The 26,837-nt window shown below is 71.4% G+C and carries 17 protein-coding genes; all 17 read right to left on the bottom strand.

Going from position 1 to position 26,837, the window contains the following annotated elements; all coding sequences use genetic code 11:
- Positions 1 to 37: 37 nt before the first annotated feature.
- Positions 38 to 11,641, bottom strand: coding sequence for a DEAD/DEAH box helicase family protein (locus ACZ5NJ_RS34210; RefSeq protein WP_468770208.1), 11,604 nt, complete (start codon positions 11,639 to 11,641; stop codon positions 38 to 40).
- 278 nt (positions 11,642 to 11,919) lie between these two features.
- Positions 11,920 to 12,213 (bottom strand): hypothetical protein, encoded by a 294-nt coding sequence (locus tag ACZ5NJ_RS34205; protein WP_468770207.1) that lies wholly within the window; start codon positions 12,211 to 12,213, stop codon positions 11,920 to 11,922.
- Between the two features lie 347 nt (positions 12,214 to 12,560).
- Positions 12,561 to 13,772, bottom strand: coding sequence for a ParB/RepB/Spo0J family partition protein (locus ACZ5NJ_RS34200; protein WP_468770206.1), 1,212 nt, complete (start codon positions 13,770 to 13,772; stop codon positions 12,561 to 12,563).
- Positions 13,769 to 15,004, bottom strand: a complete 1,236-nt coding sequence (locus ACZ5NJ_RS34195) for a ParA family protein (RefSeq protein ID WP_468770205.1) — start codon at positions 15,002 to 15,004, stop codon at positions 13,769 to 13,771. Before ACZ5NJ_RS34195 ends, ACZ5NJ_RS34200 begins: the two co-directional genes overlap by 4 nt.
- A 428-nt stretch (positions 15,005 to 15,432) precedes the next feature.
- Positions 15,433 to 15,579, bottom strand: coding sequence for a hypothetical protein (locus ACZ5NJ_RS34190; RefSeq protein WP_468770204.1), 147 nt, complete (start codon positions 15,577 to 15,579; stop codon positions 15,433 to 15,435).
- 173 nt (positions 15,580 to 15,752) lie between these two features.
- Positions 15,753 to 16,427, bottom strand: a complete 675-nt coding sequence (locus ACZ5NJ_RS34185) for a hypothetical protein (protein WP_468770203.1) — start codon at positions 16,425 to 16,427, stop codon at positions 15,753 to 15,755.
- Between the two features lie 29 nt (positions 16,428 to 16,456).
- The gene (locus tag ACZ5NJ_RS34180; RefSeq protein WP_468770201.1) at positions 16,457 to 16,906 is read right to left on the bottom strand and encodes a Pycsar system effector family protein; all 450 of its coding nucleotides are present in this window, start codon (positions 16,904 to 16,906) and stop codon (positions 16,457 to 16,459) included.
- A complete protein-coding gene (locus ACZ5NJ_RS34175) occupies positions 16,906 to 17,232 on the bottom strand; it encodes a hypothetical protein (protein WP_468770199.1) in 327 nt (108 codons plus the stop codon). Before ACZ5NJ_RS34175 ends, ACZ5NJ_RS34180 begins: the two co-directional genes overlap by 1 nt.
- Before the next feature lie 122 nt (positions 17,233 to 17,354).
- Positions 17,355 to 17,555: a hypothetical protein gene (locus ACZ5NJ_RS34170; RefSeq protein ID WP_468770197.1), complete on the bottom strand. Its 201-nt coding sequence runs from the start codon at positions 17,553 to 17,555 to the stop codon at positions 17,355 to 17,357.
- A gap of 18 nt (positions 17,556 to 17,573) precedes the next feature.
- Positions 17,574 to 18,107 carry a hypothetical protein gene (locus ACZ5NJ_RS34165; RefSeq protein ID WP_468770196.1) on the bottom strand — a complete coding sequence of 178 codons (534 nt, stop codon included), beginning with the start codon at positions 18,105 to 18,107 and terminating at the stop codon, positions 17,574 to 17,576.
- A 77-nt stretch (positions 18,108 to 18,184) separates the two neighbouring features.
- Entirely contained in the window at positions 18,185 to 19,759 is a 1,575-nt protein-coding gene (locus tag ACZ5NJ_RS34160) for a DNA/RNA helicase domain-containing protein (protein ID WP_468770194.1), read from the bottom strand.
- Positions 19,759 to 20,592, bottom strand: coding sequence for a hypothetical protein (locus tag ACZ5NJ_RS34155; RefSeq protein ID WP_468770192.1), 834 nt, complete (start codon positions 20,590 to 20,592; stop codon positions 19,759 to 19,761). The genes ACZ5NJ_RS34160 and ACZ5NJ_RS34155 overlap by 1 nt, the downstream gene beginning before the upstream one ends.
- A 91-nt stretch (positions 20,593 to 20,683) precedes the next feature.
- Positions 20,684 to 21,406 (bottom strand): hypothetical protein, encoded by a 723-nt coding sequence (locus ACZ5NJ_RS34150; RefSeq protein ID WP_468770190.1) that lies wholly within the window; start codon positions 21,404 to 21,406, stop codon positions 20,684 to 20,686.
- A 5-nt stretch (positions 21,407 to 21,411) separates the two neighbouring features.
- Positions 21,412 to 23,787, bottom strand: a complete 2,376-nt coding sequence (locus ACZ5NJ_RS34145; protein ID WP_468770189.1) for a hypothetical protein — start codon at positions 23,785 to 23,787, stop codon at positions 21,412 to 21,414.
- Between the two features lie 136 nt (positions 23,788 to 23,923).
- Positions 23,924 to 24,163, bottom strand: coding sequence for a hypothetical protein (locus ACZ5NJ_RS34140; RefSeq protein WP_468770188.1), 240 nt, complete (start codon positions 24,161 to 24,163; stop codon positions 23,924 to 23,926).
- Positions 24,160 to 24,657 (bottom strand): hypothetical protein, encoded by a 498-nt coding sequence (locus ACZ5NJ_RS34135; protein ID WP_468770186.1) that lies wholly within the window; start codon positions 24,655 to 24,657, stop codon positions 24,160 to 24,162. The genes ACZ5NJ_RS34140 and ACZ5NJ_RS34135 overlap by 4 nt, the downstream gene beginning before the upstream one ends.
- Before the next feature lie 95 nt (positions 24,658 to 24,752).
- The gene (locus ACZ5NJ_RS34130; protein WP_468770185.1) at positions 24,753 to 26,825 is read right to left on the bottom strand and encodes a hypothetical protein; all 2,073 of its coding nucleotides are present in this window, start codon (positions 26,823 to 26,825) and stop codon (positions 24,753 to 24,755) included.
- Between the last annotated feature and the right edge of the window lie 12 nt (positions 26,826 to 26,837).

The raw sequence follows: 26,837 nt of genomic DNA, 5'->3' as shown, positions 1-26,837 counted from the left end.
GGCCCGGCCGCTGGCAGGTGACCGGGCCCCGGGCGGCTCAGCGTCCCTGTCGGGGGCTGCGCCGAGGATCGTGCGCCTGGCGGCGCAGGTGCGCCGGCTGGTCTGCTCCAGCCGCCCTGGGTGTGGGCGGCTTGCGGACCGTGGTCGACCTGGACCGCGCGGCGATCGCGTTCACCTTCCGGTCGGCGCGGGCCAACCCCTCTCCCAGCTTGTGCATCTGCTGGACGTCGAGGCGGACGTCGAGGGGCGGAAGGTCGGGGTGTGCGTAGTTGGCGGCCGCGCGGTGGAGGCGCTCCATGGCAGCGGCCGGCTCGGGCGCCGCACCGCCTCGCAGCCGGTCGGCCGCGCGCTGGGCGAGCTCAGCGAACTTCTCGCAGAGGCGGATCGACGTCTGCTTCCACCAGCTCTGCACGCGGTCATCGCCGAGGAGCTCCTCGAAGCGCTCGCCCGCGCTTCGGCGAATCGCTCGCCACAGGTTCGCGGCCGCCCCTCGCACAGTCTGGATCTGCTGCCATTCAGGGATGTCCTCCAGCGCTCCCGCGTGCTGGTGGTGACGGGCTTCGGCGAGGGCCGCGGTGACGTCCTCGGCGCTGTGGGTTCCGCTGGCGAGCTCGTCTCGCGGGGCGGGCTGCTGCTCGTCCCCCTCGGCGGTCGCCGGTGCGAGGTCCAGGTCGGCGTCAAGCTCTGCTTGCAGGGCGCTCAGGTGTTCCATGACCGCGGGGTCCAGAGCCGCGTCGGCGATGCCCTGTCGGGAGGCATGGTCGTGCAGGGCGTCAACCAGTCCCTGCACATTGTCGACAAGATCACCGACCCGGCCCTCTGGGTCGACCGGGCCCGTCCATAGGGGGAAGTCCGTCTCCGTCTCGGGCATGATCGGGTGGGCAGCTGCCGACGGCTCCAGAGCCACGGGCACCTGCGCAGGGCCTGCCTGGGTGGGAGGTGGTGTGTCGGACAGCGACTCCTTCTCCTCCGGCTCCCCGGCCGACGGCGCGGACTCCTCCTCGTCGCCGGAGGGTTCGGGCTCGGGGGCGTGCGCGGGCTGAGGCAGCTCCAACTCCGGTGACGGGTCGGAGATCGCCGGGGGCGCGGGGAGGGCCAGCTGTGATGGCTCGGCAAGGATGTTCAAGTCCGCGTCCCGTGGTGAAGGGACAGGCTGCTGTCCGCTCCCGGTGTTCTGCGCCTGCATTGCTTCGAGCTCAGACCGGTGCGTCGCATCGGCCTCGACCATGAGGTCGGTCGTCCCGCTAAGCAGCTGTCGCTCCTCACGAACCGCTGCGGCCGTGGCCTCAAGGCGCTGCTCCAGCCGTCGGGCGTCACGCCCAAGGTCCGCCAGCGCGAAGGCCATGTGCTGGCGCTCGGAACCGAATTCGAGGGGCAGATCATCGAGCCATGCCACGGCCCTGCCGTACACGGCGGTGAGCCGGTCCCTCATCTGGTTGACACCGGGCGCATCCTGGGGTGCGGCGGCAAGGCGTTCCAGGTGATCGGCCATGGCGCGCAGATGCGGGTGCTGTTCGGCGGTCGTCGGCCAGGCCCGGCCGGCGGCCTCGGCGATCGGGCCCCTGTGACGCGTGGCCAGGTCGCGCATCTCAGCGCGTACCACGTCGGCCCGGGACGCCGCCTCGGTGTCGTGGGCGGCGGTGGGCGCCTGCCCGTAATCGCTGCCGCCGTAGATCATCGAGTAGAGGATCGCTGCCTGGTGAGCGGCGTCCTGCGGGGTGTCGACCGGTGGGGTGACGTCGAAGGTCACCGCGGGGTCTGTGATCTGGGAGTACCAGCCGCCGGCTGTGGAGTAGCGGACGATGGCTACCTCGGCCTGGTCGCGGAGCACCCGGCCGAAGTCCGGTTCCTGGCCGACGTCGCCCGACAGATGCAGGCTGTACTGGGAGTCGAGTGCCGTCGTGTGGGTGTACTGCTCGGGGGCGGGCTCCGGGATGTCGAGGTCCATTTCCGTCTCCGGGTCCGGTTCCATGTCCGCTTCCGGCTGCGCATCAAGGGGCACGGTGGACTCCTGTGCCTGGTCGGCATTCAGGGCCTGCTGCCGTTCCGCCCGCGCGGCCTCCACAGCCATTCGCAGATGCTCCTGGAGACGGCGGAGGTCGTAGAGCAGGTGGGCGGTCCGGTAGCCGAGGTGCTGGCGCGCGGCGGCGGCCGGGTCGTCAGGCAACGTCTCCCGCAGCGCGGTGCTGGCCGTCGCGGTGGAGGCCAGATCGGCCTCCATCTTCCGGGCGCCGGTGTTGTCGAAGACCGCGTTCTCCATCTCCGCGAGGCGGGCAACCACCTCGCGGAGCTGGGGGTGGCGTCCGTACTGCTCCGGCCAGGCCCGTGCAGCCGCGTTCACGATGTGCTCACGGTGCTTGAGCGCGGTATCACGCAGGGCAGTCCGCACCGCAGCGGCGCGGGCCTGAATTCCGGTCTCGGTGTCCGGGACCGGATCGCCATACGGGGTGCCGGTCAGCGCGGAGAAGTAGATGGCGGCCTCGTCCGCAGCCTCCGCCGGGCTGCCGGTGAGGGAGGTGACATCGGCAGGAAGACCGTCGGCCTGGAGCCGGGCGAACCAGCCGCCTCCGGCGCTGGGCCGTACCGCGGCCACGACGCTGTCGCCGTGGAGCAGTTCACCGGAGTCCGTCGGCTGACCGTCCCATCCGTACAGGTGCAGGGTGTACGCCAGGTCGTCGAGCATGATGGTCTCGCTGTACCGCTCGGGCTCGGGCGGGTCCTCGAACTCGGGGGCGCCGAGGTCGGCGTCGGGCATCACGGTCATCTCGTAGTCCTCCGCGTCGGCCTCGATCTCGGGGTCGGGCTCGGTGTCGCCCGGACCGGATTCTGATTCAGCTGCTGAAGGGGTGTCATCGGCGGCTGGCGTGGTCGGGGTGTCTTCCCGTGTGGACGGGACGTCCGGCCTCGTGGTCCACGCCGTGCCGGCAGCCGGTGGCTGGGCGGCTGGCTCTGCTTCGGTGCCCGGTTCGGCCGCTGGCGGGCCTGCGGTCATGTGGGCCCGCTCGGCATCGGTGTACTGCGGCCACGGTGTCGCACCGAGCCATTCGGCGACGTGTGGATGAGGTACTCCGGGGTGGGAGTCGGCCCAGATGATGGCGGACTCGTGTGGTCGGCCGAAGGCGCGGCCGACCAAGCGGTTGTCCTGGTCGACGATGGCAACGGACAGCGTGGCGGTCGGGTGGGTACGCGCGAGCTCGGGGAGCAGGGCACCGGCGGTGTAGGCGCGGCCCTCGTAGGTGAAGCGCCACCAGCCGTCTGCGAGGTCCTCGGTGGTCACGGGCGGCATGTCGGCCTCGCCGACGACCTCGTCGGTGGGCAGGGCGTCGCCACTGATGGTGCGCAGCACGGCGCCGTTGTCCGAGACGCTCGCCACCACGTAGCGCATGCCGTTGTGGAAGACGCGGTCCTGTGGGGAGAATGCCCGCCCCTCGGGGGCTGCCCGGTCTGCGGACTGCTCTTGCCTGGGCGCTGGCTCTGGTTCCGCGGGCTGGGCTGGGGCGGGCTCGGCCGCGGGCCGGGCCGGTGTCTGGGGTTGGGGATTCTCGCCGGAGGCTCCGGTGAGTGGCAGCTCGGTCTGTTCGTGCGTCCCCACGGCTGCATCCTCGGTCTCGGTGCCCGTCTGGCTCTCGTGGGTCAGCTCTTCGGAGTCGTCGGGCTGGGCTTGCTCGGTCTCCGGCGTCTGAGGGTTCTGGGTGAGAGGTGGCTCGTCGGCGCGCGGCCCCTTCCGAGCTGCCCTTGGCGTCGGGAGTGGGGGCTCGGGGCGGGGCGGGGGCGGGGTGTAGGGGCCGGCGTATGGGTCCGGCTCGCCGATGGGCGGGATTGTCGCGCGGCGGCGGCCGGTCTCGTACTCCTCGTAGCGGAGCTTGTCGGCGGCGTTGAGGAGCACCTTGCGGCTGCGGCGGCCGACCACGGTGCTGGTGTCGCTGGCTTCGGCGGCGGCTTCGGCAGCGTGCCGCAGGGCCTGCATCTGGGCGACGCTCATCACGTATTTGCGGTGCTCTGCCACCCACGGCGGGGTCGGCAGCTCCGAGCCGTCGGGGTACGTGCCGACCAGGGGCAGCGTGCGCAGCAGGGCGACCTGCGCCTTCGTCAGTTTGATCTCGCGTACCGCGTACGGCGGCGTGATGACCTGGGAGTGCCCGTTCAGGGAGCTGGGCTTCCTGTCGGTGTCCACCATGCCGGCGGCTCGGATGGCGGGCACCCCTGCCTTGGCCGGGAGGTTCTCGTGGAAGGGCATGTCGTCCGGTGGTCCGCCGTGGGCGTCCTGGCCCCACCAGTACCGTTTTCCGTCGTCGCCGATGCGTGCCCGGACCCAGCCGACCACTTCGCCGGGCTCGTGGACGTTGCCGTCCCAGTCCACGGTCATGCCCTCGACGATGGTGCCGTGGCCCGCTTCGACGTCCAGGTTGCACAGCCGTCGGCGGGGAGGGTGGTGCAGGGGGATACCGCCGGATGTCGCGGCCTTCTCGATGTCAGCGGCGTTTTCGCGGTGCTTGCTGATCTCAGTGGGGGTGACGAAAGGCACGTCGGGCTGGTCGGCGCGTCGGAGGTGCACGATGTGCCAGACCCGGCTTCCGGCGTTGTCCGTGGAGACGAGCGCCAAGTCACCGAACAGGGTGGTGATCACGCCCGGGCCATCGGGGGTGATGACGCGAAGCCCTTCCTCCGGCTCCGATGCGGCGCCTTGCTCGGCCTGTGGTGGTGCCGCAGTGTCCGGCGCGTCGCGGCCTCTGTCGGGGGCAGGCGCGTGCTCGGGGGCAGGCTCTGCTGCCGGGTCCGGGTCCGCGCTGCTGGTGGAGCCTGGTGTGGTGGCCTGCTGGTCGGGCGCGGGAGCCTGGATCGCGGCGGCCTCAGGTGCTTCCGGTGCCGCTGAGGGTTTGGTCTCCGGGGCCGCCGGTTCCATGGTGTAGCCGGTGCCCGTGGTGTCGAGGGCCTCCCGTAGCAGGCGTACGGACTCGTCGCGTTCGGCGAAGTCCGTGTCGCGTCGCTGGTACCACATGCCCTGGCGCTTGGACCAGCGGAACCCGGTGCGCTTGAGAGCGGCCCGGGTCTGCTCGTCGCGCCCATCGGTGCCGTGGACGGTCGTGCCGTCCGTGGAGTGCTTGATGAGGATGGGCCCCCGCTCGGTCCTGGCGTCCTCCGTGGGCAGCTCGATCACGGTTTCGGGCGGGGCCGCGAGGATGGCCTCCAGGTCGACCCCGACCGGGTCCGTGCCTGCCGACACGAAGGCGAGGCTGGTGGAGAGTTCCATCAGCTGGATGCCTGTGCGGTGCCGCTCCTCCCCCACCTCGTACATGACGGTGTCGCGGTGCCCGCGCGCCCCGGGTGCCCAGCCGCGGTCGTAGATGCCCGCGATCCGCTGTCCCTTGTTCCCGATCTTGCGGGCGAGTGCGCTGAGTAGGTCGTCGGGATCGGCGAGGGGGTCGTAGCCGGGGCGGGTGATCGCGTCGGCGACCTTCTTTCCGGAGAGGCCGTGGCGTTGGAGCAAGGGCTCGTAGTAGCGCAGGATCGCCGCGCAGTGGCCCATGTACTCGGCTCGCGTCGCCTCACGCTCTGCCGGATTGGCCTCCGTCGGCCCGAGGGCCGAGGGCTCGTCCGGTAGCAGTTCGGTTTGTGTTTCGAGAGACCTGGACTTCTGCGGCTTGGGGGGAGCCGCATCGCGCTCGGCCAGTCGGTGGGCGTGGTGAATTCCGGGACTGTAGGTGAGTCCGTGGGCACGGTCGTGCTCGGCCCTTGCCTCGGCGAGGGCGCGGTCGAGTTTGTGGCCGCGGGCGGACCGCCACCCGCGGGCGGGCGGCCACCCGAGGGCCGTGCCGTCGCTCGCGCGGAGAGCAGTGTCGAGGCCGGCTGCGAGGTCCTCTGCGGCCTCGCGGTTCTCGACCTCGGCGACGGCGTAGTCGCCGACCTTGAGCTGCTGGCCGGTGGCCGCGGGAACGACCTCCCAGCGCAGGGGTCCGGGCTGGGGCCTCTCGATCAGGGCGTAGCCGGGGGTGCGGGACAGGTGAATGCGTTCTCCGCTGTTGCCCTCGGCTGCGGCCTTGGCGCGCCAGGTGCGGGAGGTCAGCCAGGCCTGGCGGAGGCGTTCCAGGTCCGGGTCGACGACCTGCTGTTCGGTGGCTTCCTCGGCTGTATCGGGCGGGGTTTCTGCGGGCTGCGGGACGGTGGGCTGAGGTTCAGGCTCCTCGTTCCGGTAACGGTCGTGCAGGTTCTGGGCGACGCGCGTGAGGAGCTCGGCGCGCTGGGAGGCGGCGTCCTTGTGGAAGTAGGCGCGGACCCAGGTCGGCCAGGCTTCGGTGGGGTGGGCGGCGACGCTGGAGGCGATCCAGTCGTCGGCCCAGGTGCGCAGGGGGACGGTGAAGCCGGCCAGGTCGTTTGCGCGAGCCCAGTCGGCGATGCGGGGGTGAGTCTGTGCTGCCTGGGTGAGTGTGTCGGTCGCGGTCTGCCACATCTCGCGTTCGACGTCGGCCGGCTGTTCGTCGGCTGTATCGGCAGGGGCCTCGTGCGGCGGCGTGGTCTCGTCGGCGTCCTCGCTCGATACCGGCGGTTTGTCGGCGGGGGGCGCCGGATCCGGGTCGGCCGGCTGGGGGGTGTCGCTGTCCGGCGCCGCCGAGGTGGCGTTCGCACCGGGGAGCCGCTCCGGGACGGCGGGCGTTGCTGGCTGGGCTGTGGGGGCCGGCGGCCGGTCAGTAGCTGCCGGGCCTGGGGATGCAGGCGCGGAGTCTGGGAGGTTCTCCGGGGATCCTGAAGCCGGGCTCTGCCGTGGTACCGGGGTGGCTGTCGTTGACGTTGCGGCAGCGGTGGCGTTCGCCGCCTGCTGGATGAGGTGTTCGTCGGCGATGAGTGCCCTCAGACGGTCGGCCTCTTCCCTGAGCTCGGCGATCTTCTCGGCCTCGGCCTCGCCGGGGTTGGCTCCGGCTTCCTCCTCCAGGTTGGCCTTCTTCTCATTGACGATGACGAGCTTGCTGAGGAGCTTCTCCTCCGTCTCCTTGGAACGGGCGACGATCCGGTACGGGTTCTCGTCGTAGGAGCGGAAGTTCGCGGCAGCGTCGGCGCGGTGTCCCTGCTGGATGTGGATCTCGCGTTCCAGCTTCTCGGCGTCGTCTGGCAGCTTGGTGAGGAAGTTCTCCAGGGAGACGATCGCGCCGCGGCCGTTGGACTCGGTGACGGCAGAGCACTGCCATTGCGCACGGTCGTCGCGGTGCCCGACGGGTACGACGTGGCCCCACCCGAAGCGGAGCTTGAGCTGCCGGCGCCCTCCGGCGTCGTAGGAGATCTCGCCGTGGAAGTCCTGTCCGCCGAGGCTGCCGACGGGGACGCGCTGGCCCGGGGAGAGGCTGTGGTCGCGGGCAAGGGCGACCATGCGTGCGCCGAGGGTGGCCGCGGCGGCGTCACGGCTGCGCAGGGTGCGCCCGTCGATGGTGATGGCGAAGGCGTCCCCGGCGGTGGGGCGGCGGTGCGGCATGGCCGCGCGCATCCCTTCCAGGCAGGGGGTGGCGCGCTGGAGGTAGTCGTCCAGGTCCTTGGCGAGCTGGAGGCGGCCGTCCTGCTGCCGGTCCCAAGCGCGGGCCAGGCCCTGCATGCGGGCTCGTTCGGCGGTGGCTTCTGCGAGCTGGAGGATCGCGGGGTCGCCGGAGGCGAGCGCGCTGAGCATCCCGAGGTTGAGGGCCTCCTCGCCGATGTCCTCGATCTCGCGGAGCTTGAAGTCGCGGCGCTGGATCTGGGAGATGAAGCGGGCCTTGCGGGCCAGGGCGTTGAGGCGGAACTCGTCGAAGGAGCCGCTGGTGACGTAGTAGAAGATCCGGACGTGGTCGGGGGTGTCCGGGATGCTGGGGTCGTTCAAATTGCCCTGGCGCTCGATGCGGCCGTCGCGCTGGGCCATGTCGGCGGGCCGCCAGGGGTAAGACAGGTGATGCAGGGCGACCGACCTGTCCTGGATGTTCGTGCCGGTGCCCATCTTCTCGGTGCTGCCGATCAGGACGGCGACACGGCCGGCCCGGCAGTCGGCGAAGAGACGCTCCTTCTTCTTGTCGGTGCTGGCCTCGTGGATGAAGCGGATCTTCTCGCGCGGCATGCCTGCGGCGACGAGGTGCTCGCGGAGGGATCCGTAGAGGTCGACCGGGTGCTCGGCACTGGAGCCGGGGGTGCCTTCGTCGCAGAAGACGAGCTGAAGGCCACCGGGCACCGGCTGCGGCGTGGGGTCGGTCTTGGAGGTCGGGTAGACGACGTCCCTGGTCTGCGCCCAGACCTGCAGAATCTGCTCGGCGGCGTACTCCAGCTTGGTTCCTTCGCCTTCCTCGCCGCCCACCAGTCGCATGTCGAGGCTGGCCCTGAGGCCCAGCCCGAGCGCCTTGAGGACGCCGCCGGGCCGGCGGACCCACTCCTGCCTGGGGAGCTCCTTGATGAACTGGCGCTGGGAGCCGGTGACGGCGAAGTGGATGGCCTCGCCGCGCTGGCCGTCCGGACCGGCGAGGACCGGCGGCACCGGGAGGTTCAGGTCCTCGGCCATCTGCACGTCCGCGAAGGCGCGGTAGACGCTCATCAACTCCGGGACGTTGAAGAAGCGGGCGAAGCGCGCCTTGTACTTGTAGCCGTCGCCCTTGGCGTCCGGCTCCAGGGAGGAGACGACTTCCCCGAACGTCGCGGCCCAGCTGTCGAAGTTCTCCAGGCCCATACGCGCCAGCAGGTCGGGGGCCAGGTAGCGCTTGAGGACGTAGGCCTCGGTCACGCTGTTCGCGATGGGGGTTCCGGTGGCGAGGGTGGCGACCCTGTTGTGGCCGTTGGCCTCGCGCAGGTAGCCCAGCAGCATGTGCAGCTTGGTCGCCTTGGCAGACCCCTGGATGCCGGCGCCGGGGATCGCCGAGATCGTCCTCAGGTTCTTGTACTGGTGGGCCTCGTCGATCATCACGTAGTCGACGCCGGTGTCCTCCAGGCACATGCCGCCGTACTTCGACGACTCGTCGATCTGCTTCTGGAGACGGGCCTCGGCGTTGGCGAGGCTGGTTTCGATGTCCTGGATCGTCTTGTTGCTCATGCCTGCCGCCGCGGCGGCGTCGAGCTGCTCGCGCAGGCTCGCCATCTCGCGGTCGAGGTAGGCCTGCATGGTGTCGGGGCGAAGCGGCGCGATGTTGAAGGCGTCGTGAGTGAGGATCACCGCGTCCCAGTCGCCGCCCGCGATCCTGGCCAGGAATTTCGCGCGGCGCCGTTGGTTCAGGTCGCTTGCGCTGATCGCCAGGAGCTTGACCCGTTCACGGTCGGGATAGATCTCGCGGAACTCGCGGGTGACCTGCTTGAGCATGTGGTTGGGAACCACCAGCATCGGCTTCCTCGCCATGCCGGTACGGCGCAGCTCCATGGCACCGGCCACCATCGTTGCCGTCTTGCCCGCACCGACCACATGGGCCAGCAGGGCGGTGGGCTCCGAGAGGATCCTGCGCACCGCCGCGTTCTGGTGCTTGCGCAAACGGCGCTGCCACGTGGTGCTCATGCCGGGCAGCGTGAGCGGGCTGTCGTCGTACTCGGAGAGGACCAGGCTGTTGAAGGTGCGGTTGTAGATGCCAGCGAGGCGCTCGGCGCGATCCGGGTCGGCCCAGATCCAGTCGTCGAAGGCCTGGACGATCAGGCGGGCCTTCTCCCGGGCGGCGTCAGTGGCCACCTGGTTGACGTGGATCTTCCCGTCGTTGTCCTTGTAGGTGACCTGGATGGTCGAGTCGGCCTGGCGCAGGATCGCGAGCATCAGCTCCTGGGCGCTGCGGTCGCCGGTCCCCCACTCCGACTTGGCCAAGTCACCCACGTGCGCTCCGGTGACCTCCCAGGTCGTTCCACCGGCATGCCGCACCTGTGCTTCCTGGAAGCCGAGGTGGCGCATGAAGTCGGTGTAGTCCTGGACCGGGATCCAGGGGGCGCCGCACTTCGCCTTGATCTCTGCGGGCGTCAGGTCCTCGGGCTGGATCTGCTCAAGGGCGGCGACGTTGCCGAGGTAGGAGGGGTCCTCGGCGGCGGCCTGGCGGGCCTGGTCCAGCTTCTCGCGGACGTTGCCGGACAGGTAGCGGTGCCGAGGCTCCCAGAAGCCGGCCTGCGCGGGATCGCGGAACGCCAGGTGACTGATCCGGACCGCAGCTTCGTCTTCGGTGACGCCCAGGAGGTTCGCCACCCGGAGCATGTCGAGCCGGCCGCCGTCCCACTCCAGCGCGAGAGCGACCGCGTCCTCCGGGGTCTCGGCTGCCGTGGGCAGCGCCCGCGGCTCCAGGACCCGCGTCTGGAGGACCGCCTGCTCGACGGCGGTGTTGGTGCGCTCGTCCCACTCCTCCAGGCCGAACAGCACATCGGCGTCGGGATCGTCGTCGGCCAGCCCGAAGGCGGTACGGGCCTTCCACTCGTCCGGAACCTTCGCCAGGCCGAGGAGGGCTGCGCGCTCTTTGGCCTCCTTCGGAGTGAAGATGCGGTTCTGGCCCGGCTTGGCCAGCGGCGGGTTCTTCTTGCGGTAGGCCCGGTAGGCCTCGCGCAGACCGGTCCGCAGCTCGGCGAGTTCCAGCGTCTCCCCCGGTTCGGCAGCGTCGCCCTCCGCCTTGTAGAGGGCGAGGGCGCGCGCCTTGATTCCGATGAGCTGGACCAGGCGGTCGCGCTGCTCGGGGTGGACGTCCAGGGGGACGATCCGCCCGTCCTCCACTACCGTCGGATTGCCCGACTCGTCCAGACCGAGGGCGCCTTCGGCGAGTGCCTGCGTCAGCGTCACCGGGGCTGCGCCGCCAGCCGCTCGGGCCGTGGAGGAAGTCGCCGTCAGGCCCGCGGTGCGTGCTTCCGCCGCGATCGCCTCGGCTACTTCGGCAAGGCCGGCGGCGGCGTCACGCTCGCCTTCGACGGTCGGCTCCGGCCCGTACTTGCCCAGGCGTGCCCGCAGCTCCCCGACGACGCGGTCGGGGTGGTCCAGGAAGTACGAGTTCACCCGCACCGGCTCCTCGTGACCGTCGAGGACCAGCTCGCGGGTGCCCAGCCAGCCGTCCGGGCCCTTCTCCTCTCCCGGCATCCGGCGCCGCAGGAAGAGGACGTCGGTGACCACGTCCGTGCCGGCCGCCTCGCGATGGGCACCCGCCGGGAGACGGACAGCCCCCACGAGATCGCCGAGGTCGTAGAGCCGCTCGCGGGGCGCGGTGTCCTTGCCGTCGAGGGTGAAGCGGCTGGTGATCAGAGCGACGATCCCGCCGGGTCGCGTGGCCGCGAGGGACTTCAGGACGAAGTGATCATGGATCGACAGCGCCAGATCGGCGTTGTGGACCTTGTCGTACCTGCTGTAGCGGCCGTAGGGGATGTTCCCGACGACGGCGTCGAAAGCGCCGTCGGCCAGGGTCACGTCCTCGAATGGGGCCGTGATGATGTCGGCGTCCGGGTAGAGGTGCCGCGACAGTGCTGCGGTGTTGCCCTCGACCTCCACGCCCGTCATGTGCACCGGCACCGCGGTGTCGGTGGGGGCCAGGCCGATGAAGTTGCCGCTGCCAGAGCCAGGCTCCAGCACCCGGCCGCCGTCGAACCCCAGCCGGCGGACTCCGCCCCACACCGCTTCGACCAGTCCGGCATCGGTGTAGTGCGCGTTCAGCAGGTTGCGGCGGGCATCCGCCCATTCCTCATCAGACAGCAGCTCGCGCACCTGCGTACGAACGGGATCGAGCGCCAGCCACCCGACCGCGGACCGGCGCGCCTCCGCATCCGCTACGTCGGCGGCTGGCGGGCGCGGGGCGAAGACCTGCTTCAGAGCGCCCCACCCCGACCAGCGAGCGAGCGCCCCTTGCTCCTCCGCGGTCGCCGCGCGCCCTTCCTCCTCCAGGGTTCGCAGCAGTCTCAGCGCCTCTACGTTGGCGTACGCCCGGTCCCCCAAACGGGGCGGTGCCAGGTCCTGCTGACCGGCCGGACGAAACCGCGGGGCCGCTACATCTCCCGGTGCTCCGTCCCCTGCTCCTTGGGCAGGAACACCTCCTGGTCGTACACCATCTCCTGCGCCTGCTTCCGCACCGCCCGCCGGACCGCGCCCCGCTCCGCCATCGGAACCTCCAGGAGAAGCTCCTCCGCCACCTGCCCGATCCGCTCCCCCAGCCGCAGATCCAGACGCACGAAGAAGGCCTCCTGCTCCTCCAGACTCCCCAGCTCCTCCAGGGCCTGCGGCCGGTACGTCTGCCAGTACTCCCGCGCCAGCCGGCCGTGCCTGCTCAACTGCATCGCCATCTCGGCTCCCCTCGCTATCCGTACGGAGCTGCCGCTCCACATCCTCGGTGGTCACTGGTCCTCCCCGACGGCAGTCCGATCAACGCACACGCCGCCGCGTTGACGGCTGGGCGGACGTGATCAATGCGTATCGAGGAGCACTCGGGAAGGTCACGGGTACCTGATCGGTTTCGCTGGACAGGCCGAACACAGTCACCGGCAGGAGTGAACGACAGCCCCCGAAGATGGCAGAAGCCCCCGCCAGAGGCGGGGGCTAGAAGGCACCCTGAGCTCCTTCGATCCTGCCGGGGACGACACCACGAGGGGTCGGCCCCTAGGGCCGTCCAGCTGATCCAGGACCCTCGGGCCTACACCACGCGCAGGCGTTCCGCGACCTCGCCGAGGATGTCGGCCAGCCGCAGACGGCCGGACGGAGGTAGGCCCCGGGAGAGATCGTCTACCAGCGCTTCCGTGCTTCCGCTCCGTTCGATGTACCGGTGCAGAAAGACACTGCGCTGGTCCTGGCTCAAACTGATGAGGGCGATGTCCATGGCGGCGTTGCCGTCGTGCCACGGCACGGAGACCTCGCTGGTGAGGCCTTCCTGGGCAGGTCCGAGCGAATCTGACACCCCTGTGGGCATGGCTACTGCTTCGCGAGCAGGACCCGGTACCTGGGGCTCGACAGCCATGGCCTGCGGGGCGCCCGCGAAGTCATCGGCCTGCGCCCTCTCCGGGAGCTCCACGCCTTCGGCATTCGCGGAAGACGTCGGCGATCCGGGCGCACCGGTGATAACTGAGTTATCAGCTGCCGGTGACGGTGCTGGCACCAGGCCCTTCGCCTGCTGCTTCCTCTCCTCCTTCTTCGCGCGGGTCACCACGGCGCGACGGTCAGCCTCCGCACGCTGCTGCTCGGGGGTCAGCTTGCCCAACCCACGGACCTGATTGACCTGGCGACGGCCGGCTTGAAGGTCAGCTTGCAGTTCGGGCGTCAGGTCGAGCAGCGACAGCTTCTGGGAGACGTACGCCTGGCTCCTCCCGATACGGCGAGCTGTCTCGTGCTGTGACCCATGGAATTCCACGAGGCGCTTCAGAGCTGCCGCTTCCTCAAGGTCCGTAAGTCCCTCGCGCTGCGCATTGGCCACGTAGGCGGCTTCCAGCAGCGTCTCGTCGGTAGCGGCAAGGTCATCGTTGACGACGACCTTGATGGACCTGAGCCCGGCATGGCGAGCCGCAGCGAGGCGGCGGTGCCCATCCACCACGACGAACTGCGCGCCGTCATCGAGCTTGTGCCCGACGTTCGGCCGGTGCTCCAGGTAGGCAGCCACCGATGCCACGGTGATGGCCTGTACAAGGCCGATCTCGATGAGGCTCGACGCGAGACCTTCAATGTCTGCAATGGTTTCGCGGGGGTTCTCGGGGTTCGAGCTGATGAGGTCGAGGAACAGTTCGGTGGGCGGTCCTGCTTCGGTGGCTTCCCCGAGCTGGGCCGCAATGATCTGGCCCCGCTCACTCCGACGGGTGACACGGCCGAAGCTGGCTGACTCGCCAACGCGTTCTGCCGCTGAGAGACGTGAGTTCACGCCGAGATCTCCTTCGTGATCTTGCGCAGGGCTACTGCCTGCTCAAGGGCGGGGGCATGCACGAAGAGAGGCTTCTTCTTGCGTACTGCCTCGCGCTGTTCCTTGAGGTCGGGGATGACACCCACCACTCGGGGATTCCCTATTTCCTTCCAGGCTTGCAGCGATGAGGTGGCGATGTAGCCACGCCGGCCGTCATAGAGGTTGACGAGAAGGCCGAGCTGATCGATGTCGATGCGCCAGTCGGCCTGCCCGTCCTCGATCTGCTCCATCAGCATGTCGTAGGCGTCAGCTGAGCTGTCCTCGGCCTGCACCACGATCGCGATTCCGGAAGATCCCGCTCTCTCCCCCGGGCGGCGGCGAGCATAGAAGATCGCCGCGTCCATGCCCAGTCCGAGGCTCGGAGGGCAGTCGATCAGGATGACGTCGTAGTCCGGCTCCAGAGGCTCCAAAGCCCGTTCCAGAGTCGCCTGTCGGTTGCGGTCCCGAGAGATCATGAGGTCCAGTAGGAACGCATCCTGGCAGGACGGCAGCACGTGGAGGCGGCCGCCAAATCGTTCGTCGGAGAGAGGGACGACCAGGTCCCTGATGTGCCCATCGCGGACCTGCTGAGCCATGAACTGCGCCAGGCTGTTGCCCTTCTTGTTGGGGATCATCTGGAGGCCCAACTGCCTCGTGAGGTGGCCCTGGGGGTCGAAGTCGACGAGCAGCACGCGTAGCTCGTGAGCCGGGAGCTTCGCGTCGGCTTCGTATCGATCCCCAAGCGTCGCTCGGAGGGTCTCGTTCACTGCTTCAACGAACTCGGCGCCCTCAGCGAGCGCTTGGCCAATACCTGCCGCGACGGCCGTCTTCCCCACGCCGCCCTTCTGGTTGCACACCACGATGCGTCGGGTAATGCCTTTGACGGGGCGGATTCGCGTTGACGGGTGCTCTTCAAGCCAGAGCGCTACCGCTTGGGCGAGCCCCTGCACGTAGGGGATCTCGCGATCATTGCAGGCGGCCTTGAGCTGTTCCCACTGGCCGGCGGGGAGCCAAGTGGAGAAGGTGGCGGAGCCAGCAGTCTGCACGGCGGGCCGTTCCGTGCCGGTGTTCCGCCACAGCTCGATGCCCTCGGCGACTGCGTCCTGGATGTCAACCCTCAGTTCCGCCACGCGGATCTTGAGCTCTTGATGCAGCGAAGGCGGAAGCTTGGAGACAACCTTCTCTCTGTCTCCAGCGGGATTCGGGGTAACCATGAGGGCAGCTTACTAACTTCATACAAACTGGCGCGAGCACCGACACGGCCATTACATGTCGAGCACATCCGTTCCATCCGGATTGCGTAGGTGTAGGCAGATCGGCAACCAGCCTTCGTCGATAACTCAGTTATCAAGCGCTCCGCTCGCCGGAGGCAGCCACCACCTCGGGTGATCGTCGGCCGGGGCCGAGTTGAGCGGCTTGCTGCGCCCGTCGGCGCAGGCGTAGCAGGCGGGCCCAGAGGTGGGTGGAGGACTCCGCAGGCGCCGGGCTGGCGCCCTCGCGGCAATGCAGTGCCTACCGTTGTCGACGCCGGACGGCCGGGACGGGCACCGCGTAAGGCCCAGGTCGGCTACCTCGCGGAGGAAGTGATCACGCTGGTGGCTGGCCACCGCTGCGGTCGGCAGACGCCTACCGATGGCCGAGGTCAGTCGTCGGGGGTCTCGTTGGTGCCGCCGCAGCTCCAGCAGTCCCACTCGGCGGGAAGTTCGTATTTCTCGACCCAGAACCCGACCGGCTTGCCGTAGACGGCGCAGGTCTCGCCGCACCACCCGCACTCGAACTCGAAGTCCACCGAGCGCCCCTCTCCTGTCGTGTGGAGATCAGGATGGAGTCGGAGCAGGATCTACGGACGGTCTTCGCTGAAGGTGACCGGCAACCGAACAGTGGCCTGAAACGCGAAAAGAGGGGCGGGCTCGGTCCCCTGAGGGTTCAGGGGACCGAGCCCGCCCACTTTCGCTGCCGGGGTCAGTCGGTGATGCCCAGGACGTACTTCTCATGTTCGTCGCAGGCCCGCATCCAGGCCCGGATGCCGAGGATCGCGGACACGAAGGCGATCTGGAGGACGATGAGCGCGGCGAGAGGCCCGAAGACCAGGAAGACGAAGAAGAACGCGACCAGGCCCAAGCCCAGGATGGACAGGCATCCGATCAGGCCGCGCCGGTCCGTGTGCGTGAAAGCGTCGTCGTCGTCAGCGGCAGAGGGATCCTGTACCGGCTTCCAGGACAGGACTGCGACGAAGTACACGGCGAAGGCGGCGGCCACAGCCAGGGACGGCCAGAATGAGGCGCGTACCAGCTGGCCGAAGGCGGAGAGCGAGCCGGACTCGGACGACGCTTTCCGCAGCGCCGAGTACGCGTCCTCGGCCGTGGCCTGGGCCGTGCGGGCGGCATCGAGTTCCCCGGCGAAGCGGGCGGTCTCCTGCGGGGTAGTGGCCTTCTTCAGTCGCCGTTGTGCGCGCCGTACGCGACTACCGGCTTCGGCGCGGGCTCGGCCGGCCTTCTTGGCCTGCTGGTAGCGGTGTATGTCCTGTGCGTCGGCGAGCTCCGATTCGACGCGGGCGCCGAAGGTACGCGCGTGGAACTCGACACGGGAGTCGAGCAGCTTCGTGTACGCGGTGGCGACTTCGCTGATGGTCGTCATCGTGTGTTGCTTCCCCTCCAAGGCGTCGGTCAGGCGGTCAGGAACGCGGCAGCCAGCAGCAGCAGGGCGGCGTCAGTGAGGTACACGGAGATGCGCAGGGCCCGGTACTTGCGGGTGGCGATCTGGGAGAGCTGGACGAGGTGCTGCGTCCGTCGGTCGGTGGCGAGGTCGTCGAGGACTTCCTGTTCGGTGCAGTCGGCCCAGTGGAGGAACGTGCCTCGCTCGGGGGTGATGTGGGGGCGGATGACGAGCAGGACGGTGAACATCGCGGCGACCAGGGAGAGAGCGCCGAGGGTGGTCAGGACGGACGCGGACGGGGGGAGGTGGCGGCCGGGCAGGGCGGCGGCGAGAACGGCGAGGGGTAAGCCGAGAGCGGCCAGGAGCGCGGAGGCTTTGGTGTCGGTGCGGGCAACGGCGGCGGCCGTATCTGCGAGCGCGCCGTCGAGACGGGCGCCGGGGGTGGGGTCGGGGGTGGTCATCAGGTGTGGTCCTTTCGGTAGGCGGCGTACTCCTGGCGGATGTACGTGGTCAGTTCGGCGGTGGCCGGCGGCAGCGGGCCCGCGGCCTGCCCGGGGTTGTTCAGGTCGTGGAGGAGCAGGGCGAACGCGCTGACGGTGGCGCGGGTGTCGGCTCGGGTGTTGCCGGGGGCGGCGCGGGCAAGCCGGTCGTCGGCGGCAGCCCTGCGCAGGGTGTACTCGCGCAGCAGTGACGGGTCGAGGTTCAGTCGGCGGGCGAGGGCGGTGACGGCGTCCAGCTCCTCGTCGAGGGGTGGGGCTGACTCGTACGGGTCCGGTTCGGTGGTCATGCGGCGGCTCCGGGGAGGTCGAACATCGGGATCTGGGCGGCGGCCATCCGCTGGTGGTTGGTGTCGGCGAGGGCCTGGCGGACGGCGGTGAGGGCGTTGCCCCAGCACGGTCCGCACCACGGTCAGTAGGTGCCGGGCGGGGCGGAGGCGTTCGCGGCGTCGCTGGGGCGGGGCGGGTAGGGGGCGGCGATGAGCCGTACCGGTTTCCCCGTCGCTCCGGCCCGGCAGGTGCCCCCGCCGTGGTCCTTGCCGCACGCGCCCTGGCATCCGCAGTACTCGCCCTTCTCGGCGAGCACCTTTCGGTAGAGGTTCACCTGGTCCACAACGGATGCCTTTCCGGGCTACTTCTGGTTGGTGATGTTGAGGTGGACGGCTCCGCCCTGCCCGCCGCGCGAGAGCCAACGGCCGCCGGCACCGCCGGCCCCGGCGGTGATGTTCCCGATCGACAGGTTCATCACGGGCGCGTTCTGGGCTCCGGCGCCGTGGCTGGCGCGGACCTTGAGGCCGACGCCGAGGAGGACCACGGCGGCGATGACCGCGAACGTCATCAGGGCTTCGAGGAAGGTGATGGCGACCTCCAGAGCTGGGGCGGCGATCCGCAGGGCGGCGGCCCCGGAGAGCGCGACGAAGGACAGGGCGGCGGAGGCGAGGGCCAGGCCCTTGGCCCAGCCGGGGATCGGCGCGGCCGCCATGGGCAGGGGGGCGGGTTCGAGGCGGGGGATGACCTGGCGGGCCCACGCGGTGCGTCCGTCCGGCAGGAGTACCGGCATCGACTCGGGGACCGGCACCGGGTAGAGCTCCAGCTCGGCGGCCGGGGCCGGCGCGGGCTGCCAGATGGGCGCCGGGGTGGCGACGGGGTCGAGGTGGTGGCTCATGTCGGTGTGCTCGCTTCCGCAGGTCGGGGAGAACGCGTGAGCCCGCCCCTGCCGGATGGGGCGGGCTCACGCGAGGGTCAGGGGAGTCGGTAGGTGCCGCGCTGCGGCGAGATGAGGACTCCTTCGCCGGTCAGCTCCGAGAGGACCGCGCCGACGCGGGAGGCGGACAGGTCGCGGCCGCCGTCGTTTTTGAGGGCGGCGACAATTCCGGCTTTGGTGAGGGTGCCGCCCGCTGCCTTGATGACGGCCTTGATGCGGGACGTCGCGGTTGTGCCGCCCTTGCCGCCGTTGCTGCCCTTGGTGATCGGGGCGTCCGGTCCGGCGATGTGCCCAGGGGCCCCGGCGTCGGCGGTGTGCTCGGGAACCTCGGCTGCGGGTGCGGGGGCGGTGGGCTCGGCCGTGAACTCGACGGCCGGGGCAGTCGGGAGCGGGGCCTGCGGCACGAGAGCGGGCGCGGGCGTGGGGGCGGGCCGGGGCGGGGTGAGGAGGATGGCGCCGCCCCGGTTGCCGTACGCGCCTCCGGCGACCGCGTGGGAGGCGACCTCAAGCCGGGTCGGGTCCCCGGTCCCGTAGAGGGCGAGGATCGCCGGGTCGAGCCCGTCCACCGGGGTCAGGGAGCCGACGCGGAAGAACCGCATCAGCACCGAGGGGCGGTGGGAGCCCAGGAGGTAGGCCATCCCGGCCGTGGACGACCCCAGGACGCGGGCGCCGTGGCCGGTGTCGAACCTGCTGCGCAGCGCGGGCGGGCCGTCGAGGCGGGGGATGGGGACGAGGGAGACGCCGTCGGGCAGCAGTCCGTCGGAGACGATGGAGGCCATCATCCCGGAGGACCAGCGCAGCAGGACGGTGTCGCCCTCCTTCAACATGCCGCGCAGGGTGTCGGAGCCGCCCAGCTCCTCGACGTGGCCGGCCTGCGCGGACAGGGACACCCCAACGCCCACGCTCCTGCCGGTCCTGCCCAACTCCTTGATGAGGTAGGCGGCCTCCTGCCGGTAAGGCGCCCCGTCTTCGAGCAAGCGGTTGGCCTCGTCGATCCTGACGGTGATCAGGGGGTCCGGCATCCCCGCGAAGAAGGAGCTGCGGCCCATGGCGGCGTAGCGCTGCATTCGCTCCAGGGCGACCGCGACGGCGGCCCGCAGCATCCGGATCGCGTCCTCGGGCGTGGTGACGTGCCAGTCCACGTTCCCTCGCGCTTCGGGGACGGACTGGCCCATCTTGAGGTCGGCGAGCCAGGTGCAGATCCCCGAGCGCTTCTCCGCGGCCAGGACCAGCTGGAGCGACCTCGACTTGCCCGCCCCGGTGGTGCCGAAGATCGCGGCGCGCTGCGCGCCCGACCCCGGCTCGTACAGGCGCATCCGGGCCGGTTCCCCGTCGTGGTAGCGGCCGACGGTGATGTACCCGTCGGCGTCCATGACGAGGTCGGTCTCGGGGGCGGGTTCGGGGAGGTTGGCCAGAGGCGGCCGCTTGTAGATCGTGACCAGCGCCCGCCCCAGGCCGTCGGTCTCGACGGCGACGCAGGCAGGGTCGGTGACGCCGAGGGCGGAGCACAGGAGCCGGTGGTCGTAGGTGATGACCCGGCCCGCCGGGACGGCGACCTCGATCTCGACGACGTCGAACTCGGCGGCGGCCGGGGTGACTGCCGTGCGGGCCATCACGGCTGGGCCACCTCCTCCCACTCACCGGTGATGGTGTTGCCCCGCCGGACTCGGATGACCTGGGCGCCGGGCATAGCGGACGGGGCGACCTGCTGCGCCCACACCGAGGGGAAGTCGGTCGCGGCGGCGGCCTTGCCGACGCTGATCTGCTTGCGGCCCGTACCGCTCCCGGGGACCGGGCCGACGTGGATCAGGTCGGCGGGGGTGTCGATGAGGGCGGAGAGCCGCTCGGTGCTGACGGAGGGGACGGGGTAGCCGACGGGGGCGACGATCTGCGCGGACCAGTCCCGGGGCCCGCTCACGCGCAGCTGCTCCAGCCAGGTCCCCGGCGCGAGACCGCCCTCGATGGCGGCGGCGGCCGCCCACCAGGACGCCAGGCGCGCCTCCAGGGGACCGGTCGTCAGGATCTGCGGCGCGGGGGCGGTGACTTCGGCGGCCGAAGCCTCCTGGGGGTCCTTGGTGAGGGCGGCGGCGTTCAGCCGCACCCACTGGGCGGGGCGCACCCACCAGGTGATGCCCGTCCAGAGGGCGGCGGCCGCGAGCTCCCAGGGCTGCATCCCCGGGACGATCTGGAACCCGAGGGTGGCGGCGGTGAAGGTGAGAGTGGGGGAGAGGTACATGCCCTTGAGCCAGGCCGGGACCTGGTGGGGGGCCACCGTCATGAGGAACCCGCCGCCGGTGGCGAGAGCGGCGGGCACGACAGCGAGCGCGGCGGTCGGGGTGACGGTCGAGGCGAGCAGGACAGCGCAGCCGCCCACGGTCCCGGCCCGCCCGGTCATGTCCCGGGTGCGGATGAGCGCGGTGCGGATCCGTTCGACGGACGGGATCACAGCGGGTCCTTTCTGGGTGCGGTGGGCGGGTGGCGGGGGAGCCGCTGCGGCCGGCGCAGGCGTTCCCCCACCACCTGGCGCCCGGGGCGGGTCAGCGGGTGCGGTAGAAGTTGCGGCTCGCCATGTCGATGCCGTCGGGCATGTTCGCGGCGCGTTCGGCGATGGCGCCGTAGTCGGTGCGGTGCGCGGCCTCGGCCTGGGCGAACAGCACGGCCATCTCCTCGGCGCTGGAGGCCATCCGGCGGGCGGCGGCGAGCGCGCCGCGCATCACCTGCGCGGCTTCCCGGTGCTCGGCCAGGGTGTTGGGGTCGACTTCCAGGTGCGCGGCGAGCGCCACCTGGTGGTCCACGGACTTGGCGCAGTCGGCGACGTACTCGTACGTCTCGCGGACCCGGGCGCCGACCCCGCGCAGGGACCGTCCGGCCTTGGCCAGCTGGGCGACGAGCCGGAGGTAGGTGAACAGCTCCAGCATCGCTGCGACGGAGATGCCCATCTTCTCCGCGGCCTGCTCGATGTCCTGGCCAGGCAGCTCCTGGCCTACGGGGGCGGGCAGAGGGGGCGCCCCTACCGGCTCCAGGGCCGTGCCGGGCCCCTCGGCCGGCGCGGGCTGCTCCGTGGCGGGCGCCGGGGCGGGTACCTCTTCCCACAGCGGCCCCGGCTCCGGTGGCGTGGGGGCGGTGTACCCGGGGACCTGAGCGGGAGGCGGCCCAGTCGGCGCCGAGGGGGCGGGAGCCGGTTCCAGGGCGGGCATGTTGGAGGGCGGCGCGAGCGCCGGGGTCGGTCCGGCGGGCAGCGCCGGGAAGGTGTCGCTCATCGCGGCTACTCCTGGTGGTATTCGCGCTCGGCGGGGGCGGCGTGCCCGTGGTCGCGGGTGAGGTCGGCCAGCTCCTGGTGCCGGTAGGCGGCCTTGTTCCCGGCGGTGGCGATGGCCTCGGACGCCTGGGGCAGGGCCGCGTTCAGCGCGAGGGCGTTCTTGCGGATCTCCTCGGCGTTCTCCATCAGCCGCAGCGCGTGCCCCCGCAGTGCGCCGGGGATCTTCAGCCGGTTGATCTCGACCAGCAGGTTCGACAGGTGGGTGTAGAGCTTCTTCGCGGCCTCGGCGTCGTGGCGGGCTTCCTCGACGCGGGCGAGGACCTCGACGGCGATGTCGGCGTCGGAGGCGATCAGGTCGTAGATGGTCAGGTCGCTGTCGCCGAAGTCGTAGGCGATGGGCACCAGGTCGAGGATGTTGCCCGTGCCGCCGGTTGCGGGCTCCAGGGCGGCGCCCTGGCCGCCGGTGCCGGTGCCGGTGAAGCATCCGGTGATCGCCATACCGGCGACGACCGGGGCGTCAGAGCTGTGCATGGGGGCGCCTCCTGAGGGGGCGGGTTCGAGTGCAGGCCTGCTCGGTGACGGCCCGAGCGCGCCGGCCGGAGCGGGCGCCGGCTTCGGCGGGTCGGGCGGGATGCGGGTGAGGGTCACGGTGGGCGGGTCGGGGGCCATGCCGGGCGGCGGCTTGGGCACGCTGTGCCCGGCCCACGGACCACCCGACGGCCCCGGCCCGGGCGGAGGCGGGGGAGGGGGCGGCGGCCCTCCGGGACCGCCGGGGCCGCCGGGCGGCGGAGGCGGACCAGGAGGCGGCCCTGTAGGGCCTGGTGGCGGCCCCGACGGAGGAGGCGGCCCCGTCGGGCCCGGGGGCGGTCCAGAGGGCGGAGGAGGCCCTGCAGGGCCTCCCGGTGGAGGGGGAGGCGGGCCTGCGGGGCCTGGCGGCCCGGGCGGGGGAGGCGGTGGCCCTGTGGCGGCCCGCCGCTTGTTCTGCCAGCTCTCCCAGCGGACCTCGGCCCGGTCCTTGACCCGCGACCACCCCGAACGCGCCCAGCCGGTCGCCTTCTTGCGGTGCCGGTTCGCAGCCGTCAGGCCGTTCCTGCCGACCTTCCCCGAGGTGCGCCACGCCCACTTCCCGGCCCGGCCCGCGCTACGGGCCGTGCTGCGGGCCGCTTTCGACTTCGCGGCCCGGACCGTGAGCGAGGACGCCTTGCTCGCTCCGCGCTTGAGCTGCGCGGCGCCACGCCGCACCCACGACCGCTTGCCGGAGGTCGGCGACTTCTTCGAGCCTTTCGGCTTCTTCTTCGGCCCGGACGTCGAGCCGGGCGCGGACGTCTTCTTCGGACCGCCCTTGGGCCCCTTGCCCTTGCCCTTCTTCGGGGTCGGCGCGGACCCGCCCTTGCCGCCGCTGCCCTTCCCGGCCTTGGGGCCTTTGCCGGGCTTGGAGCCGGAGCCGGCCTTTCCGGAGGACGGCTTCGTCTTCCCGCCGGACCCGGAGCCGGACGTGCCGCCCGTGCCCTCCGCGCCCGCGGCCTTGTTCTTGCGGCGGCGGGGCAGGCGCAGCCTCGATCCCTTCGCCCCGCGCGGCGCCTTCTCCTTGCCGGTGTCCGAGCTGGTGGAGGAGTCCCCCGTCGGCGAGGCCTTGGGCGCCTTCGGCTTCTTCTCTTTGCCCGTGCCCCCACCAGGGGCCGTTCCGCCGGGGGAGTTCTTCTTGACCTGGGCGGCGGGGGAGACGCCCTTGCCGTTGGCGGCCTTCCCGAACGGCGAGGCGCCGGACCGGTGGGCGGCCGGGGCGGTCCCGCCGGAACGGCCCGCCCCGCCCCCGCCCTTCGAGCCCCCACCCCCGCCGCCACCTCGGGAACCGCCACCGCCGGGTGCGGTGGCCTTCTTCCCGTACTCGGGGCCCGAGGGCACCCGGGCGGCGGCCGCGGTGGTCTTGGCGGCCTTCCCGGCGGCCTTCTCGGCGATGGCCTTGTGGTGGTCGGCGCGGGCCTTCATCCAGGAGACGACCGCGACGCTGCCGCGCAGGCACGCGACGGCGACGGCGGAGGCGACCAAGACGGAGAGCGTGGCGCCGTCCCGCAGGGTCATGTGCTGCCCCTGGGCGGTGTCGGCGGGGGCTTCGGCGGCCAGGGCCACCCCTGCCGGGTCGTCACTGCCTGTGGTGGGCAGGTCCGGTAAGGACAAGGCGAGCGGCGGTACCAGGGCCTGGGCGATGAGCGTGGGGAACGCGCCGTCGGATTCCGGTTCCGGTCGGGTGGCGGTCGCGGTGGCGGCGGCCGGCGCGGGCGTCTCGGGGGTCGGGGTGCTCGTGGTGGGCGGGTTGAATCCGACGGCCGGGAAGGGGATGACCCGGCCCTCGTCAGGGGGGCCGGACTGCTGATCCGTCATGAAGACCTCCCTCGGAGGGGGTTGACACTGAGTGAGGGGTGATGGGAGCCTCACGCGCGCGCGTCGCGCGCGCGCCTTGGGCCCCGGGAGGCCCGGGGCCGGGTGGCAACAACAACAAGTCGGGCGTGCGCAGTAACTACGTGATGTGACGCTGCGCCCAGGTGTGAAGCAGCTCCGACAGCTCCCGCCAGACCGCGTGGTCGTCGGGGTTCTCGGTGGCGCCGCTGTCCCGGTCGGCCTTCTTCTTCGCGGTGGACTTGGCGTACTCGACCATGAGCCCGGCGAACTCCTTGTTCGTCTTCGCCGACTGCTGGCGGGCGTTCCAGAACGCTGCGTGGTTGGCGCGGGTGCGGGCGGCCCGCCGGGCGGCGTTCACTCCGCGACCTTGAACAGCGAGGCGAGCGGCATCACGGGCTGTGACGGCTGCGCGGGCTGCTGCTGGGCGGGCACGAGCCCGGCCTGGTCGGTCGAGGCGGCCGCGGCGACCTGGTTGACCACCCCCGACGGGGAGGCGGTCAGGTGCTTGCTGGCCTTGTGGAGGGCCTTCCTCTCGGCCTTGTCCAGGCGGGTCTGCGGGAGTTCGATGCGGCCCTTGCGGTAGGCGGTCTCCAGCGCCTTGGCGGCGTCCATGATGGCCTGGGCGTGCTTGGCCATGTCCCGCAGGTGGCGGGAGATCTGCCAGGCGTGCAGGCGGGCGGCCAGGCGGCCGTCGCCGTCGATCGGGACCTCCACCAGGTGGCCGTGCACCTCGTCGGCCAGGGCTCGGAAGTCCAGGCCGTAGGCGCGGAAGATCTGGCGGATCTGGTCGGCGTACATCTTGCTGCCCTGCTCGGTGAGCAGGAGGTCGCTGGTCCAGCGGTCGGGGCTCACTGGGGTCCTCCATGGTGTGGGTGCAGGTGAGGCCCGTCACCGGGGCCGGCGGCGGTGCCTGGCAGGTGGTGACGGGCCTCAGCGGGGTTGGTGGCTCAAGCGCGGGCCAGTTCCTTGCTCACGGCGCGGACCTGGTTGCGGACGTACTCGGGTCCGGCGACCGGGTCGAGGTTGAAGTCGCGGGCGATCTGGGCGTGGGAGATCTCCTCGGCGGTGGCGAGGAGGTTCCGGACCCGGGTGCGGATCTGCTCCCGTACCTCGGGGGTGATGGGTGCGGGGCCGCGCCTCTTACCGGATGCGCCTGGCTTGCCGCCTCCGGTAGCGGTGGGCTTGGCCGTCCCGTCACCGGACCCGTTACCGGAGCCGCTACCGGACGGGTTACCGGGTGCTTCACCGGACCGGCTACCGGATGCGGTACCGGACGAGCTACCGGAGCCGTTACCGGATGCGGTACCGGACGGACTACCGGAGCGGCTACCGGACGGATTACCGGATGCTTCACCGGACGGGTTACCGGACGGGTTACCGGATGCGGTGACCTGCGGAGTACCGGATCGGTTACCGGATACGGCGGGGTCCGGATTACCGGATGCGGGCAGCTCCTGTTCACCGGATCCGTGGTGCCCGTCGAGGAGGACGTGGACCCTCCAGATGATCGCCACGAAGGTGATCACCACGAGCGCGGTGAGCGCGAGGACGATCTTCTCGCCCTCCGGGCCGTGGACCCCGTACCGCTCGGCGAGGTGGTAGGCGAGGTTCGAGGCGGCCATGATCGACAGCGCCGGTTTCACGTCCCGCTTCCGCTTGAAGGCGGTCACCGCGTAGATGTCGATGGAGGCCGGGAGCAGCCACGCCACCCGCCAGTCGAAGCCGACGAGTTGGGCGAGCTGGAACTCGCCCGAGGCGGCCAGGCCGACCCCGGCGGCGAGCGCGGCCCACGGGGCGGCCTGCCACACCTTCTCGCTCGCCTCCGTACGGCGGGCCTGCTTGGCGTCGCGTTCCTCGGCCACGGCCAGCAACCGGGCCGCCTCCCGCTCCCGCCCGGCCACCTCCGCGATCCGGGCCACGAGGTCCTTCTCGGCCAGCGTGGCCTGGCGGCGGACCTCGGCCGCGTGGGCGTCGGCAGCCCTGCGGACTTCGCCGGCCTTCTCCCGGGCCGCCTGGAACAGGTCGGTTGCCCGCTTCTCGGCGGAGGCCCTGCTATCGGCGGCAGCCTGGACCGCCGCCTCCTTCAACGCCCGGGCTTCCGCCGCGGCGCGAGTAAGGAGTTCGGCCGCCTGCTCGCGACCAGCCTCCCGCAGCGCCTCGGCGTCCTGGCGGGCAGAAGCGTGGATCGCCTTGGCCGCTTCGGCGGCTTTGGCCCGCACCGCGCTGGCGGCTTCCTCGGCGCGAGCCATCACCTCCTCCGCCTCCTCGCGGGCGCTGCTGAGCGCGGCCTCGGTGTCGCGGCGGAGCTGCTCCAACCCGGACTGGCGGGCAGCACCCAGTTCTTCGGCGAGCTCCACCCGGGCGGTGCGAGCCTGGAGGTCGAGGGCAGCCTCGTGGGTGCTGGCCTGCTGCTCCAGCTCCGTACGGGCGGCCGCGACCTGCCGGCCGAGGTGTGCGGCCTGCCCGCGCAGGTCCTCCACGACCTCCAGGTGGCGGCGGACCTCCTCCAGGCTGCTGGCGGCGCGTCCGTCGGCGAGTTCGACGTAGACGCGGGAGCGGGCGGCTGCCTCCTCGTACAGGGCGCGCCGCTCCTCGGCGGAGACCATCTGCAAGTGCGCGGCCTGGGCCTGGCCGTTGAGGCGGTCGGCTTCGGCCTGGGCGGCGGTGGTGAGCTGCCCGGCCTTCTCGTCGGCGTCCGCGATGGTCTTGGCCGCCAGGGCGGCGGCCTCGGCCAGCCGGCGGGCCGAGTCGGCCGCAGCCTTCTCCCGGGCGAGGTCGGCGAGGTCGGCGGCGCGGTCCCGTACGTCGGCGATCCGCGCAGCGGCGATCTCAAGGTCGAGGTACTCGGGAGCCCCGGCGCCGGCCGTATGCGGGGCTTCACCGGCCGGGGTCGGCTGGTCGTCGGCGGGGAGGGAGGGGCGGGGCACCGCGCCCGTCCCCGCCGGGAGGGCGGCGGGGACGGGGCGGGCGGGGGTGCGCCGCTGTGCCTTGCGGGGGCGAGTGGCGGGCTTGCGGGCCACGGGGGGAACCTC

Source organism: Streptomyces sp. NPDC032091, from assembly GCF_055580265.1.
This window is presented reverse-complemented; position numbering and strand designations above follow the sequence as displayed.

What these genes read in the sequence shown, in the direction of transcription:
- ACZ5NJ_RS34205 (WP_468770207.1), bottom strand. Translation starts at nt 12,213, where the DNA reads ATGGCGATGCAGTTGAGCAGGCACGGCCGGCTGGCGCGGGAGTACTGG.
- ACZ5NJ_RS34195 (WP_468770205.1), bottom strand. Translation starts at nt 15,004, where the DNA reads ATGGTTACCCCGAATCCCGCTGGAGACAGAGAGAAGGTTGTCTCCAAG.
- ACZ5NJ_RS34185 (WP_468770203.1), bottom strand. Translation starts at nt 16,427, where the DNA reads ATGACGACCATCAGCGAAGTCGCCACCGCGTACACGAAGCTGCTCGAC.
- ACZ5NJ_RS34180 (WP_468770201.1), bottom strand. Translation starts at nt 16,906, where the DNA reads ATGACCACCCCCGACCCCACCCCCGGCGCCCGTCTCGACGGCGCGCTC.
- ACZ5NJ_RS34175 (WP_468770199.1), bottom strand. Translation starts at nt 17,232, where the DNA reads ATGACCACCGAACCGGACCCGTACGAGTCAGCCCCACCCCTCGACGAG.
- ACZ5NJ_RS34165 (WP_468770196.1), bottom strand. Translation starts at nt 18,107, where the DNA reads ATGAGCCACCACCTCGACCCCGTCGCCACCCCGGCGCCCATCTGGCAG.
- ACZ5NJ_RS34160 (WP_468770194.1), bottom strand. Translation starts at nt 19,759, where the DNA reads ATGGCCCGCACGGCAGTCACCCCGGCCGCCGCCGAGTTCGACGTCGTC.
- ACZ5NJ_RS34150 (WP_468770190.1), bottom strand. Translation starts at nt 21,406, where the DNA reads ATGAGCGACACCTTCCCGGCGCTGCCCGCCGGACCGACCCCGGCGCTC.
- ACZ5NJ_RS34145 (WP_468770189.1), bottom strand. Translation starts at nt 23,787, where the DNA reads ATGACGGATCAGCAGTCCGGCCCCCCTGACGAGGGCCGGGTCATCCCC.